At 47.3% G+C, this 13,604-nt stretch carries 12 protein-coding genes and 1 pseudogene; 3 read left to right on the forward strand and 10 right to left on the reverse strand.

All coding sequences use genetic code 11. From position 1 onward, the window contains the following. Positions 1-9: 9 nt before the first annotated feature. Both T325_RS04590 and T325_RS04595 read right to left on the reverse strand, forming a co-directional pair. On the reverse strand, positions 10-1,062 hold the full coding sequence (locus T325_RS04590; protein ID WP_036910818.1) for a glycosyltransferase family 9 protein: 1,053 nt from the start codon (positions 1,060-1,062) through the stop codon (positions 10-12). Positions 1,063-1,066: 4 nt separating this feature from the next. After that, positions 1,067-1,669: a DUF4254 domain-containing protein gene (locus T325_RS04595; protein ID WP_036910820.1), complete on the reverse strand. Its 603-nt coding sequence runs from the start codon at positions 1,667-1,669 to the stop codon at positions 1,067-1,069. A 279-nt stretch (positions 1,670-1,948) separates the two neighbouring features. On the opposite strand from T325_RS04595, the gene T325_RS04600 reads away from it, so the two are divergent. From T325_RS04600 to rnc, 3 genes are all read left to right on the forward strand, one after another. After that, the gene (locus tag T325_RS04600; RefSeq protein WP_036910822.1) at positions 1,949-2,185 is read left to right on the forward strand and encodes an acyl carrier protein; all 237 of its coding nucleotides are present in this window, start codon (positions 1,949-1,951) and stop codon (positions 2,183-2,185) included. Positions 2,186-2,250: 65 nt separating this feature from the next. Then, positions 2,251-3,513 carry a beta-ketoacyl-ACP synthase II gene (gene fabF / locus T325_RS04605; RefSeq protein WP_036910824.1) on the forward strand — a complete coding sequence of 421 codons (1,263 nt, stop codon included), beginning with the start codon at positions 2,251-2,253 and terminating at the stop codon, positions 3,511-3,513. Continuing rightward, complete coding sequence (gene rnc / locus T325_RS04610) at positions 3,503-4,543, forward strand: ribonuclease III (RefSeq protein WP_036910826.1); 1,041 nt, start codon at positions 3,503-3,505, stop codon at positions 4,541-4,543. The genes fabF and rnc overlap by 11 nt, the downstream gene beginning before the upstream one ends. 57 nt (positions 4,544-4,600) lie before the next feature. Here rnc and T325_RS12680 read toward each other — a convergent pair whose 3' ends face one another. The 8 genes and pseudogenes from T325_RS12680 to T325_RS12815 all read right to left on the reverse strand — a co-directional run. Further along, positions 4,601-4,753: a hypothetical protein gene (locus T325_RS12680; protein WP_156097637.1), complete on the reverse strand. Its 153-nt coding sequence runs from the start codon at positions 4,751-4,753 to the stop codon at positions 4,601-4,603. Then, the gene (locus T325_RS12330; RefSeq protein WP_051949700.1) at positions 4,753-5,583 is read right to left on the reverse strand and encodes a TlpA family protein disulfide reductase; all 831 of its coding nucleotides are present in this window, start codon (positions 5,581-5,583) and stop codon (positions 4,753-4,755) included. Before T325_RS12330 ends, T325_RS12680 begins: the two co-directional genes overlap by 1 nt. A gap of 19 nt (positions 5,584-5,602) precedes the next feature. Continuing rightward, positions 5,603-7,837 (reverse strand): hypothetical protein, encoded by a 2,235-nt coding sequence (locus T325_RS04620; RefSeq protein WP_156097638.1) that lies wholly within the window; start codon positions 7,835-7,837, stop codon positions 5,603-5,605. A 16-nt stretch (positions 7,838-7,853) separates the two neighbouring features. Continuing rightward, positions 7,854-8,996, reverse strand: coding sequence for a hypothetical protein (locus T325_RS04625; RefSeq protein ID WP_146063093.1), 1,143 nt, complete (start codon positions 8,994-8,996; stop codon positions 7,854-7,856). Between the two features lie 14 nt (positions 8,997-9,010). Further along, positions 9,011-9,925, reverse strand: a complete 915-nt coding sequence (locus T325_RS04630) for a hypothetical protein (protein WP_036910830.1) — start codon at positions 9,923-9,925, stop codon at positions 9,011-9,013. Further along, positions 9,906-10,469 carry an RNA polymerase sigma factor gene (locus tag T325_RS04635; RefSeq protein WP_036910832.1) on the reverse strand — a complete coding sequence of 188 codons (564 nt, stop codon included), beginning with the start codon at positions 10,467-10,469 and terminating at the stop codon, positions 9,906-9,908. The genes T325_RS04630 and T325_RS04635 overlap by 20 nt, the downstream gene beginning before the upstream one ends. Before the next feature lie 270 nt (positions 10,470-10,739). Next, positions 10,740-13,304, reverse strand: a complete 2,565-nt coding sequence (locus tag T325_RS04640) for a carboxypeptidase-like regulatory domain-containing protein (RefSeq protein WP_081911043.1) — start codon at positions 13,302-13,304, stop codon at positions 10,740-10,742. Continuing rightward, positions 13,301-13,604: pseudogene (locus T325_RS12815) on the reverse strand (GLPGLI family protein); the annotation flags it as partial. The pseudogene T325_RS12815 and the gene T325_RS04640, both read right to left, overlap by 4 nt.

Below are 13,604 nucleotides of genomic sequence, written 5' to 3' on the forward strand. Positions count from 1 at the left end.
CGTAAGTGTTTAGTTATTAATAAGGGTTAATATTCTCTCAACAATCCGTTCAGGCGGAATGTTTTGTAGACAAGCATAGTCGCCACGCTGGCAAGGCTTGTTGCCAAAGATACTGCACGGGCGACATTCAAGGTCAAGTTGTATGGCGTTATCCATATTCTGGTTAAATCCTAAGAATCCTGCCATCGGATGGGTGGCTCCCCAGACACTGACTACGGGAATACCCGTCAGTGAAGCCAGATGCATATTTGCAGAGTCCATCGAGAGCATGGTGTCGAGGTGACTCATCAGGATAAGTTCCTGATACATTCCCTCACAATATCTGCCAACTGCGAGGCATTGGCGATACTGGGCTGTCCAAAGCGGGAAGTATTTATCTTCGTCTTCACCTCTTCCGAAAAGGAAGATACGAAGGTTGGGCACTTGTTGTATGAGCTGGAAAATGACCTGTTCCATCAGTTTTGGCGGATAGATCTTACCTTGATGAGCTGCAAAAGGAGCAATGCCAACCCACTTCTCAAAACTCTTTCTGGGACCAATCTCCTTAGGTAGCAGATTTAGATTTCCGCCCTCTTCTGGGAAGATGCTCTTGAATTTTCTGATATCGATAGGATATCCTAGACGAGTAAATACATCAGCATAATTCTCAAATGATGTGGGAAGTTGTTTGCGTACCTTATTCCTGTAGGAAGTGAGTTTTCTACGCTGATGCTTGTGCTTGTTCACATGCTCTACGCGATAGCGCCCCAAATTGAAGCGCATGCGCAGATAGTCGGAGCGAAGCACACTATGTAGGTCAGCCACCTTAGTAAACTGCTTGGCCACAAGTCTTCTATAGAGCGCATTCAATCCTCTCACACCGTGGTACTCCTTTTTCAGATCGGCCTCCATGAAATTCACGTTAGGGGCCAAATCGTCGAAGAGCGGACGGGCAAATTTCTTGCTGAGCACCGTAATGCGGATATCAGGATACTGGGTAGCCAGCGCCCATACCACAGGTACAGTCATTGCCACGTCGCCAAGTGCAGAGAATCGTATGACTAATATATGCTCTTTCTTCACCTTATTACTTTTTATAAAGTATAGGATTGGTAGAGGGGTCGTTGTACATCTTCATCTGGCGATACACCTTCATATACTTACGTCCAGCCTCGATATCGTCGAGCAACTGGTCGATGGCCAGTGAGAGATCTTTTTGCTGTTCAAGAAGTACGTCGAGTTTAGCCTTACATCGTGCCACATGCTCAGCGTCAGCATCCTTTCGGTCTACCTGTTCTTGCATATGATATATCTTCAGGGCCAGAATACTCAGTCTGTCTATTGCCCATGCTGGACTTTCTGTGTTCAGGCGGGCATTTTTCTGAGGAACCACATTACTATAGTGCTGACGGAACCAAGAGTCTATCTCTTCTACCAAATCAGTACGATCCTGATTACTACGGTCTATGCGACGCTTCAGCGCAAGTGCTTCCACAGGGTCAATGTGAGGATCACGGATAATATCCTCGTAGTGCCACTGCACGGTATCAATCCAGCACTTCAGATAAAGACTGTGTTCAATGCTGTCTTTCTGATACGGGTTCTTAATCGGGGTATTGACGTCATCTGTAAGATGATAGTCAATTATAGCCCGATTGAAAATAGGGTTGGCTTGTTCTGTAAATGACATTATTAAATCGTTTTATGCTGCAAAACTAAAGAAAGTTTTTCAAATAGCCAACTAAAAGTGAAGATTTTCATCAAATTTTGCACATTTCTTATAAACAGAGGTGGAAAAAGGACCGATTTATGCACAAACACCCCCATTGTGTGCAAAAGAAAGTCAGTTTTTCTTAAAAAAATTTGCGTAAGTGAAAGAAAATGTGTTACTTTGCACCCGATTTCGGCGAAAACGCCGTAAAATTTCAAGATAGCAAATTCATTATTAACATTTTAAAGTATTACAATTATGTCAGAAATTGAAAGCAAAGTAAAGGCTATTATCGTAGACAAACTCGGTGTTGATGAAGCAGAAGTAAAGGCTGAGGCCAGCTTCACTAACGATCTGGGCGCAGACTCACTGGATACCGTTGAGCTGATTATGGAGTTCGAGAAGGAGTTTGGTATCTCTATTCCCGATGATAAGGCTGAGAAGATCGGTACCGTTGGTGACGCTATCGCTTACATCGAGGAGAACGCTAATTAATATAAATTAAATATGTATAGGTTGCTCCTTATATTTATAGGGCAACCTATACTTTTTTTCAGCTTATGGAATTAAAAAGAGTAGTTGTAACAGGTTTGGGAGCCGTTACTCCCGTCGGCAACACTCCTGAAGAGATGTGGAATAACCTGCTCAATGGAGTAAGCGGAGCCGCACCTATTACAAGTTTCGATACAACTTTATTCAAGACTAAATTTGCTTGTGAGGTTAAGAACCTCAACGTCAACGACTATCTCGACCGCAAAGAGGCGCGTAAGATGGACCGCTATACCCAGTTGGCCATGATTGCTGCCAAGCAGGCAGTTGAGGATAGTAAGATGGATTTGGAGGCTGAAGACAAGAACCGCATAGGTGTTGTCTTTGGTGTTGGTATTGGTGGAATTAAGACCTTCGAGGACGAGGTGAAATATTATGGCGTACACGAAGCCGATGGTCCTAAGTTCAATCCGTTCTTCATTCCGAAGATGATTGCCGACATCGCTGCTGGTCAGATCTCTATCATGTACGGTTTCCACGGTCCCAACTATATTACGGCTTCTGCCTGTGCTTCTTCTTCTAACGCACTGGCTGATGCATTCAACCTGATTCGTTTGGGCAAGGCTAATGCTATCGTTGCTGGTGGTGCTGAGGCAGCTATTTGTGCTACAGGTGTTGGTGGTTTCAACGCCATGCACGCCCTTTCTACCCGTAACGATGAGCCCGAGAAAGCCAGCCGTCCGTTCAGCGCTAGCCGTGACGGATTCATCATGGCTGAAGGTTCTGGCTGCTTGATTCTTGAGGAACTAGAGCATGCTAAGGCTCGTGGTGCTAAGATCTATGCAGAGATGATTGGTGCCGGCATGAGTGCTGATGCTCACCATATCACCGCCTCTCACCCAGAGGGTCTGGGTGCTAAGCTCGTAATGCAGAACGCTCTTGACGATGCTCAGCTGAAGCCAGAGGACATCGACTATATCAATGTTCATGGTACTTCAACTCATGTTGGTGATATCTCTGAGGCCAAGGCTATCAAGGAGGTATTTGGCGATGCAGCTTTCAAGCTCAACATTTCTTCTACAAAGTCAATGACTGGTCACCTGCTGGGCGCAGCTGGCGCTGTAGAGGCTATGGTTACCGTATTGGCTGTACAGAACGATATCGTTCCTCCCACCATCAACCATGAAGATGGCGATGAGGATCCCGAGATCGACTACAACCTGAATTTCACATTCAACAAGGCTCAGAAGCGTCAGGTACGTGCTGGTCTCAGCAATACTTTCGGCTTTGGTGGTCATAATGCTTGTGTGGTATTCAAGAAGTATGAAGCTTAAAGACATTATCGATAGAATAAAGCTCCCTTTCCGCGAGGAGAAGGAGCTTTTTTCTTCTTTATATGCTATACTGGGATTTTATCCCCGTAACATCGAGTATTACAAGCAGGCGCTGATGCACAAAAGCATCCGTAAGCGCAACGAAAAGGGTAAGCCACTCAATAACGAACGACTTGAGTTTCTAGGTGATGCCATACTCGATGCTGCAGTAGGAGACATTGTCTATCGTCATTACGAGGGCAAGCGTGAGGGATTCCTTACCAATACGCGTTCTAAACTCGTCTCACGCGATACTTTAGGTAAGCTGGCCAACGAGATGGGACTGGGCAGTCTGCTGCTTTCAGCGGGCCATAGTACGTCGCACAACAGTTATGTCGAGGGTAATGCCTTCGAGGCATTGGTTGGAGCCATCTATCTTGATCGCGGCTACGATGCCTGCCTTGAGTTTTTCCAGAATCGCATCTTAGGTAAATATATTAATATCGACAAGGTTGCCTTCAAGGAAGTCAACTTCAAGTCGAAGCTTTTGGAATGGAGCCAGAAAAACCGTGTGCGCTTGGAGTTCCGCATGCTCAAGCAGAAGCAGGATGAGAATGGTAGTCCTATTTTCTGTTTCCAAGTGCTACTTGAAGGTATAGAGGGTGAACGTGGCATAGGTTATTCAAAAAAAGAGGCTCAGCAGTTGGCTGCTAAGGAAACCCTTCAGCGCTTGAAGCGCGAGCCCCAGTTTGTGGAGTCCATCTTCCAAGCCAAGACCAATCGCACCAAGATGGAAGAAGAGCCAGCGATGGCTGTACCTGATACAGAGCAGCCTGAAGATTTCATCATTGAGCAGCCTGTTGATACGAGCAAAGAGGCTCCAGAGGTAATAGCCGATGAGCCCTCTACTAATTCGCCTAAACGTTCTCGCAAGAAGAAGTCTGAAACGCCCGTCGACGATGAGTTCGATCTTTCTGACATCTCTCACAAAGAGAAGTCGCGTGAGGACATCATAGCCGAAGCTGAGGCCGCTGCTTTTGCCGAAGTATAAATACAATAAAGATGCCATCCAGAACTCAGGATGGCATCTTTATTATTTATTGGTGATTCATTTTCTGATTACTCGGAAGTTGAATGTCTGGGCACTCATGAGCCCCGTACCGTCGATAGCCTTATTAGGAAACAGATACAGCAGGTCGGTGGTTTTGGCGTGTAGGATTCCGACTATAATAGATAATAATAATGCTGAAAATAATTTCATTACTTCTCAAACATATCGGGAGTGAAGTAGAGATCGAAAGTGTCGGGGTCGTCCATCATCCATTGTACAATCTTGCCCTCGGGGTTGATAAGTATATAGGTGGGAACACCCAATACTCCGTAGCTGGCACCAACGCCGTTCTTATCATCAGCGTCAAAGACGTGTAACCACGGTAGTTCATACTTATCTACGGTTGTACGCCACTTGTCTTGTTTGTCGTGACAGGCAATACCAAGTATTTCTAGCTTGTCGCAATGCTGCTCATAAATAGTCTTCAGGTGGGGAAACGACTTGATACAAGGACCGCACCACGAAGCCCAGAAGTCGAGCAACACATGCTTGCCACGAAGCGATGACAGCGTAATCTGCTGACCATTGATGTCCTCGAGCGTAAAGTCCTTCGCCTCTTCACCGATGACGATACTCTTACCCATCTTCGTCATGAACGAGTCGACTTCTTCTATACCAGCAGCGTAGTAATCATAGAGCGGCTTCATCAGTCCCGTCTTTGCCCTTTCTGTCAGCGCTGACAGGCATTTCTTGTTGTTGATGGCACCATTGAGCTGGCGCATCAGAAACACAGAACCGTCACTGTCGGGGTGGCTTAACACATAGTCCACGATAGTGCGATACTTCACAGGTGCCTCTTTGATACCCTCTACTACGGCTTCTGCCTCTTGTATCTGTAAGAAGGTGGGCGACGATTTACTAACAGTAATGGAGTCAAGGACTTCATAACCACACTTGAGAACGATGGTTGTGTCGGCTTCTTGTGCTGACACCGTCAGTATAGAAATAGCTGACAATAGTGTTAGAATGGTCTTCTTCATTTTGCTTTTCGATTATGGTTTATTTGTTTCTAATCACTCGGAAGTTGAACGTCTGAGTACCCATGAGCCCTGTGCCGTCGATGGCTTCGACGATGCCGATAAACTCGGTGTTGACGTCTGAGACCATGAAGGAGATGTCGGCCTTGCCGTCTTCGTCCGTCAGTATGGCAGGCTTCCATTGCAATGTGTTTCTGGGATCAGGTATAGTGGGGGAGAGCTCAATGGGATCGGGTTCGTAGAACTCTTTTTTCGGATGATAGCCTTCTGCCGCACACATCCTGAACATATTCAGCAATTCTTCTTTTGAAAACTGGGGCGCATGGAATATAAGAGGACCTCTTTTACATGCAACATTCCATATTTTTCCACCATGCTCTTCATACAAGACCTTATTGTACCTCTCACCTCGTTTGGGTAACAGGCGTTTTCCATCACAAATGGAATAATAAAGTGGCGAGTGGAGCCCATAACCCAGATAGTTGTTAAGCCATCTTGCACCATTATGTTCGCAGGCCCAAGCGCCAGTTGACAAGATGTAGAGACTGTCGAGGTATTCCAACACCTTATCGTAGTGGACGATGTTCCGCTTGCCTTTCACATGGACGTCTTTCAACATGAATGTTCCAAAGCCGTCGGAAACATACTTTCCTTCATAGTAGCTCTTTGGGAGATAGTTAAGTGGCAGATATCTCTGCCTACCTTTCAGATAACTATTAATGCTGTCGAACGGGTTTTCAAGCAACAGGCTTGCTTTAGGCTTCTTTACCAAGGGCTGCAAATAGAATGAGCCGCGCATCTGATCCATCAATATCGGGCCGATAACAAATCTGCCTATAGAGTCTGACACCACGACATTGGTATCGCCCTCAGCGGTAAAAGCCTTAAGTATCTGCGGTCGTCCTGCCCTGTCCAAGCCTTTCAGTCCATCGCTCAGCAGAGGTTTCACTTTTGTGGGTTCCCTATCCCATACATACCGTCGCCATCCCTGCGTCATCAGCAGCAGGTCGAGGGCTTGCAGCCGGTCTTCGTTCCGCTCGTCGAAGTAGTAGGTTGGATTGAATACGTTTCCCCTGATCTGTTCCGAGAGGAAGCAGTGCGACAGGATGTTCTCATGGCCTGGCTGATAGAGGTAATCCTTGTCGAAGATGCTCACCGCCATCTCGGCCCTGACGGGTTCCCCCTCAGGCCCTGTCACCTGAAAGCTCACCCGTCCCTTGTCGCGACGGTTATACTGCAGCCGGTCTGTCTTTGCGTTGATGCTCAGCCGCTGCTTAGGGTTCACATATACCAGCCGTTCTGCCACAGGCATCTGGCTCTCGCCGACCATCAGCGTGATCTGTACGATACCCTGCAGCAGGAACTTCTCAATGGGCAGCTGCACCTTCTTCTGCCTCTTCACCGTGCCTGTAGCGCTACAGCAGGGTATACCGTTCATCTTAGCCATGATCGTAAAGGGGTGTGCAACGCTGTCAGTCGAGGACACCAGTAGGGTGATGCCCGCCTTGTTGTTTCTTATCGAGCGCATCGTGATGCCCGTTGGTTTGATGTCCGGCATCGTGTATGATCGTCCGTCGCTTAACACGATCCTGTATTCCTTTCCCCATATCGGTGTCATGGTAAATATCCCCATGCCGTCGTGCATGCTTTTGAAGGCAGCGATTTGCCTTCCGTTCTCTGTCAGCCGTCCCGCCACCTCCTCAGGCATTCCATCACCGTAGGTGGCTTTGAATGCCACCACGGTGTTGATGCCATCGATCAGATAGCCCCCTTCCGGGAAGAGATCGAATCTGTGTTTTTCCGTGAGCCTTGCGATAGAATCCCGCTTCACGGCATCTGAAGATATGGAGTCCATTTGTGTCACCCTTTCCACCACCCTGATGCGCCTTGGTCGGATGGCAGTTGTGCTGTCAGAAGTGAACGACGATCGTGTGTAGCCCTCAATGAAGTACTCCTGTTTCTGCCAGGCTTCATTGATATAGACATGTCCGTCGCCCCGTCCGTTTCTGAGCGGAAACTTCCCGCTCCACACGACGTCTCCATTTTCGCTTCTGAGTTGTAGGAATAGGGTCTGACTTTGGTCCGACAAGGCTAGTGTCTGTCTGTCCATGAGATAGGCCTTGAACCACATGTCCTCGCCCGTCTCGTAGATGTCCTTATTAGGAAACAGGTACAGCAGATCGGTCTGCGTAAGTGCATTGTCACCCCTGCTCAGCAGCGCCATGCTACTGATAATAATGGTTAGTAATAATCTCATAAGTTAGTTTTTAAATCTATTCTACAATGATTCGCGGTTGATAGTCAAATAACCTTTGATTGTCGCGTAATTGCAAAATGTTCAGGTTGGGAAATACCCTGCCCGCCCAGTTAGCTCCCCATGCTGAGAAAGGCTCTCCTGAAGGTACGATAAAAGTGATGGTGGTCATATCGAGCGGTATTGGGTCGAACACCATCATAAAGGCAATGTAGTCGCCCGTCTGTCCTTTCATGAAGAAAAGCTCGTCTTTAGGAATGCCCTGCACCTCGCGTAGTTTGTATTGGCGGCCTGTCACATCAACCAGTTTAGTGTCTTTCATGAATTCGAAATACTCAGTTGCGAAATTCTGTTCATAACCTATTGCCATGTAGGTCGCTTCTGGCGTGAGCCACAGTGCCATCGTGTTGTCAGCCACAGGCTTTATCAGGTGGGCATCGGTCATCACCTTCCAAGTGTTCCAGTTCTGTCGGTCGTAGGGCAAGTCATCGTACATGTGTTCTAAGAGCAGTCTGGGTTTGTGCAGTTGCGGAATCGTGTCGTAGTCCAGATTGCCGCTTTGTCCGTAGAATCGTGAATTGAGAACAACAGGCTCGCCCAGCAATCCCCAGTTCACCACACCATAGATATTTACCATACGGGTGGTGTCGGGTAGCGGTGGAAAGATAATCTTCAGGTCGATCACGTCGCCCTTCTTGGCCTTGATGTCGAAGTGTTTGCCATAGGTGTCTGGTTCCGTACGACGTATGCGATACTGTACGCCCGTTTCACGATCGACGATACACGCCTCTTCTCCTGTCAGCCACAGATTGGTCACCTCGTCGGCGGGCATGTGGAAGTAGCAGTGTAGCACTGTCTCGTCGCCTTCGCCCGTCAGTCGCCAGCTCATCGGCATGTTGGGCTGTTCATCGATAGGCATGTGATTCACGGGGAAGAGCGACCCATAGTTTTCCTCTACCGTAAAGTCCAGAGGACCGCAATAATCCTTGATGTATTCATAGTTGACGTGCTGCCATGCGGCTTTCGTCTTATTGGTTTTCTTGTCAGTCCTTACTTCAGGTCGCGCCACAAAAGGTCCTACGCTCTTAGCGTACTCTATGGTTTGTGCCTGTAGGGTGAGGCTTGTCAGTACCAGGAGGATGATGGAACACATTCTTTTCATAGGTCAAAGATGTTTTAAAAATGGAATGAACAGATATCTGCACGTATCAGTTTGTCGCGATAGGATTGATAGCAAGCCGACGATACGGCGGTTTCTATCGGTGAGTGGGTGCTGAAGAGCAGTATGCGTTCGCCAGGGATACGCTCTGCTATCCAGAGGTATTTCTCGCCTTTGCGCAGATCCTTCAGGGTGAAATAGAACTGCTGATGCGAGAAGTTAAGCAGGTAGCCAGGAGTCTTATTGTCGTAGCAGCAGGCCACTTGCAATAAGCGGGCAAAGAGGTCGAGCTGCTGTGTGTCCTGGAACACATAGGCCTTACCCTCTACAGCGGTGTTGCAGGTATCGGCGACACAGTTAAGCACTACGGCCTTCACCTTATGGTATGTGGCCATTTTAGCTATGAACTCGTCAACCTTGCCTGGTGCCTGATAGGTGGTGTCGACCGTAAGCTGTAGCGATGCGTTGTGCAGATCAGAGGCAGCAACAGGAGTGCATTTTGATGGAATGTCAGGGAGAGGGCTTATACATGCACCCTCTGTTGCTGCGGGAATCTTCTCTGCAGAGGTGGCCATGCGCTGGGGCTTAGCCTTAGTGGCGGACTCAGTGCAAGGGGCGGCCTCTATGTGCCGTTCGCTGGTCGACGAAAGAGTTTCGGGCTTCTTAGCTTCAGCCACGACAGCCGACTCGTGAACTGTTTCATGGTATGTTTTAGATTGATAGTTCACGCCGATACCTATCATTATAAGTAGACAGGCCACAGCGGCCACCCATCGCCAGCGACGGATAACGGGTGCGAGCTTTGGCGCCTCATCGGGCTCTGAAGGCTGGGCCATCTTCTTCATGAAGTCAGCCGGCAGCTTAGGCGTGTCTGAGTATTTGCGTCTCAGCGCCTCGCGCACATCTGTGTCCTTATACGTTTTTTCTGCCATTAAGTTTGAAATATAGTCTCTTTCTTGTTCTGTGCAGTCTGACAGACAGCGTTTTCTCATCGTAGCCCATGATATAGGCAATCTCTTTCAGCGGTCGGTCTTCAAAATAGTAGAGAGTCAGGAGCATCTGCTCCTCAGCAGGCAGCTCGTCGACAATAGCCATCAGTTGTTCAATGCGCTCCTTGCGCCCAGTAGAGAGACCAGCCTCCAACTGCTCGTCGCTGATGTCGGTTGACAGCATGTAGTTGTCTTCGAAAGAGACAACCGTCAGCCGGCGGCGTTTCAGGAAATCAATTGTCAGTCGGTAAGCTATACTACAGAGCCAGGTAGAGAGCGATGCCTTGCGAGGGTCGTATTTGTCGATATACTTAAATGCGCGCAAGAAGGTGTCTTGTGTCAGCTCCTGAGCATCCATCACGTCAGTCACCTGCCTCACTATCATGGCGAAGACACACTTCGCATAGCGACCGACCATCTGGGTCTGTCCCTCTGACTGTCCTTTGTAGACGGCCTCTACGATCTCAGTCTCTGTTAGCGATCTCACTTCTACCTGTTATACGACAATGTTTCGAAAATACTACACACTTTTCTTCTTTTTTTCAGAAAAACTGTTATTTTTCCGCATCATCGTGTAGAATCGGTCTGGTAATGGTTGAAACATTTAGCTTCTATTTGATATAGATTAATCTGTGGCAAAAATACCCATTTCCCTGCAAATCAGCAAACATTTTATTACACATGTTTAAATACAAGCCGTTTTTTTGCAATTCTTCACCATTCACAGAGACTATTCGAACGAAGTATAGATAACGTATTACATGTCAAAGCTAATCTTGCAGAGTATTTCGCGAGGACGCAGATGACTTATGGTATATCTGGTATAATAAGAAGAGATGTAATGACGTTCATACTGACGAGTGCCGAAGATATTATTCATCTGTATACCTGCTTCCCATTTTTTTGTGCGATAGCTGACTTGTATATCAGAGAAATAAGTGAATGATACTGAGTGGTCGTTGCTATGGTACATCTCGTTAGTCCATTCTATCTGCCAGTTTCTGGGCATATAGAAAGTCTTTAGTGTGTGAGTGAACGAGCGCAAGGCACGACTGTCAAACGAGTGATCACTAGTAGAAACCTGACGGCTGTATTGATAGTGGCTCTCCTCCTCAAAGGAAAGTGTTTGCAAGGGGCGAATAGAGAAACTGACACCGCAACTGGCACGATCGTAACGGAACGGCAGACGTAGCCCATTTATCATGGTAGAGGTATGAGTGCTTGACAACTGGCCGTCAACCGCTGCAATAAACTTCATGGTACCAAGCGATTTACTGATCCGGCCGGAAAGCATCCACGTTGTGTTACTCTTAAAATCACCTGATGGACTGCTATGATAGAATATCCCGTCGAGTTGACTGTTATACAGAGGCAGATCATCATAATACATAAGGTTTCCATTGATATTACCAAACAGGCCTATCACCGGATCGCTGTATTCAAATCTCAGCGTTCCGTTGTGGCTGTTCTCTGCATAGAGTTTTCCGAATCCTGTGCTATAGTTGCGATAATTGCTATATACAGGAATAGCCGTCATATCCTCTAAAGAGGTCGGCTGCCAGTTATAGTTGTAGTTGACCATCACCGTGAGCTGGCTCAATATCTGATATCTGAGATTCATCATTGGGGTGACAATCATCTTCGTGTTGCTTTCATTGCCGAAGTGTCGGCTTACAAGTCTTAATGGCATGGATGTTGTCCACTCCAGATCATTATATTTGATATTGAACGACGGCTCAAAATAACAGTTGAGTTGTTGATAGCTGTCGCTTTGCGGCTTTTGATTGTGCAGACGGATGGTGAATCGTTCGTCATCATAATCCACGCCAGTATTATAAGAGACATACAAACGATGGAACAGCTTGTGGCGGAATGAGGCACCTACACGCAACTGGGTGGCATGCTGATCTATATGTTGACGGGAACTGTCGGTTAATAACAGCGAACCTGGCAGATAGTTTATGACACCGCTTGCGTTAAGTTTCAACACACGGTCGTTGCCTAAAGCCTTCACAATCTCCAAGTGGTCGCCCACCCAGCGTTTTCGGGGCGTTGTCTCCTGCCGTATTCCTTTATCATTAGTCAGTGTCGATGCCCAGCTCTTGTCGAAATCCATATAGCCGCTCAGCACGTTGACTACAAACAACTTTGCGCCGTTACGCTCATACTTCAGTTCTCCTTTCCACTGGCTGTGGCGATTCTCGCCATTCGCATCTTCTGTAATGACTGCTCCCCCCATCAAGTCAGAATAGATGGTCTCAGAATGTCGTTTACCCTCAGTATTGTCAAGATAACCATTTAATTGCAGTCTGATGGTGGCATCCTGTCCTGCCTTATGAAGCCAGTTGGTGGCCAGCAACCTCGAATCGTTCATTGCATATCGTTCTCTCATCAGACCAGGAGCACTTAGCCCTATACCGCTGGTCATATTGCTGACACTGCCGATGTCATCGATGCTGTTCTGCAGGTCGCGTATCTCCCTTTGTATGTTTTTCCCCGTATTGTTCCATTTGTACATCGACAGGCTCTGCATCTTACCACCAAACATCATGGCCATCAGACGCCCGTCGCGCAACAGACGGTCGGCCTCGCTTTTCTGTAGCGTGGTGCCCAGCCCTGTCTCCAGCAGCCCGACCCAGGTATTCTTGGCATCCTCCTCCAGAACAAGGTTAAGGGCTGCCTGATCAGAAAACTGTACGCCTCGCAGTGCCTTTACCTTCTGGTGGTTTGTCAAAACCTCTACGTTCTTTACCTTGTTGGCGTTAATATTCTCGCTGGCCACCGAATAATTATTACCCATCATGTTCATTCCCTCGATATAGAAATTGTTGATGGGTTTGCCCTGAAAGAGAATAGAGCCATCCTGCCTGACTTCAAGACCAGGCATCTTGGCGATGACATCAGCGATACTGCGGTCTTGCTTATGGCGGAATCCTGCAACACTGTATACCAGCGTATCGCTACGTTGTCGCAAACGCTTTGAGGTAGCCTTTACCTCTTTAAGCATCAGTGTCTCTTCACGTAATATAATTTTCTGGCCATTGGTAAAATTATCGATACTGATGCTCTTTTTGGCATAACCAAGCAACGAAAAAGACAATTGCATCACCTTTTTGCTTTCTGGCACTTTCAGTTCAAAGGTGCCGTCTTCTTTCGTTTGGGCAAAAGCAATAGGTTTCCGTCTGCTGTCTTCAGCAACCACGCTGGCCCAGCCCAGTCCCTTTTTCGAGCCGTCAGCAACAACACGCCCTGAAAAAGAGGTCTGGGCATTAGCCACTACGGTCATCAGCCAGACAAAGAATGTCAATAGCGATAATCTCATTTCTTATCTTCTTCAGAATAACTCTCGTAATAGGCTCGCTTAGGGGCTTTGGATAAATCCGGACGACCTTTCTCGTCAAAAACCTGAATATTACTTCCTTGTGACCTCAGGTAAGCAAACGGATCACTGTCTATCAGTTCAATCAGTTTATGTGCTTGCTCTGGTTTCAAGATTCTTCTTTTTTCGTTCATCATCGTCATGGCGCCTCCTACATTCTGATAGATGCCGACACAGTTGAATATGAACGAATTAGAATGGTCATAAGCTCTCAGGATGAGGCCTGGCAGTCCACAGAGTTTC

This window comes from Prevotella sp. FD3004 (genome assembly GCF_000746155.1).
Classification (GTDB): domain Bacteria; phylum Bacteroidota; class Bacteroidia; order Bacteroidales; family Bacteroidaceae; genus Prevotella.

Excerpts from the sequence above, each read along its gene's own strand:
- T325_RS04595 (WP_036910820.1), bottom strand. The coding sequence starts at position 1,669 with ATGTCATTTACAGAACAAGCCAACCCTATTTTCAATCGGGCTATAATT.
- T325_RS04600 (WP_036910822.1), top strand. The coding sequence starts at position 1,949 with ATGTCAGAAATTGAAAGCAAAGTAAAGGCTATTATCGTAGACAAACTC.
- fabF (WP_036910824.1), top strand. The coding sequence starts at position 2,251 with ATGGAATTAAAAAGAGTAGTTGTAACAGGTTTGGGAGCCGTTACTCCC.
- rnc (WP_036910826.1), top strand. The coding sequence starts at position 3,503 with ATGAAGCTTAAAGACATTATCGATAGAATAAAGCTCCCTTTCCGCGAG.
- T325_RS12680 (WP_156097637.1), bottom strand. The coding sequence starts at position 4,753 with ATGAAATTATTTTCAGCATTATTATTATCTATTATAGTCGGAATCCTA.
- T325_RS12330 (WP_051949700.1), bottom strand. The coding sequence starts at position 5,583 with ATGAAGAAGACCATTCTAACACTATTGTCAGCTATTTCTATACTGACG.
- T325_RS04620 (WP_156097638.1), bottom strand. The coding sequence starts at position 7,837 with ATGAGATTATTACTAACCATTATTATCAGTAGCATGGCGCTGCTGAGC.
- T325_RS04625 (WP_146063093.1), bottom strand. The coding sequence starts at position 8,996 with ATGAAAAGAATGTGTTCCATCATCCTCCTGGTACTGACAAGCCTCACC.
- T325_RS04630 (WP_036910830.1), bottom strand. The coding sequence starts at position 9,925 with ATGGCAGAAAAAACGTATAAGGACACAGATGTGCGCGAGGCGCTGAGA.
- T325_RS04640 (WP_081911043.1), bottom strand. The coding sequence starts at position 13,304 with ATGAGATTATCGCTATTGACATTCTTTGTCTGGCTGATGACCGTAGTG.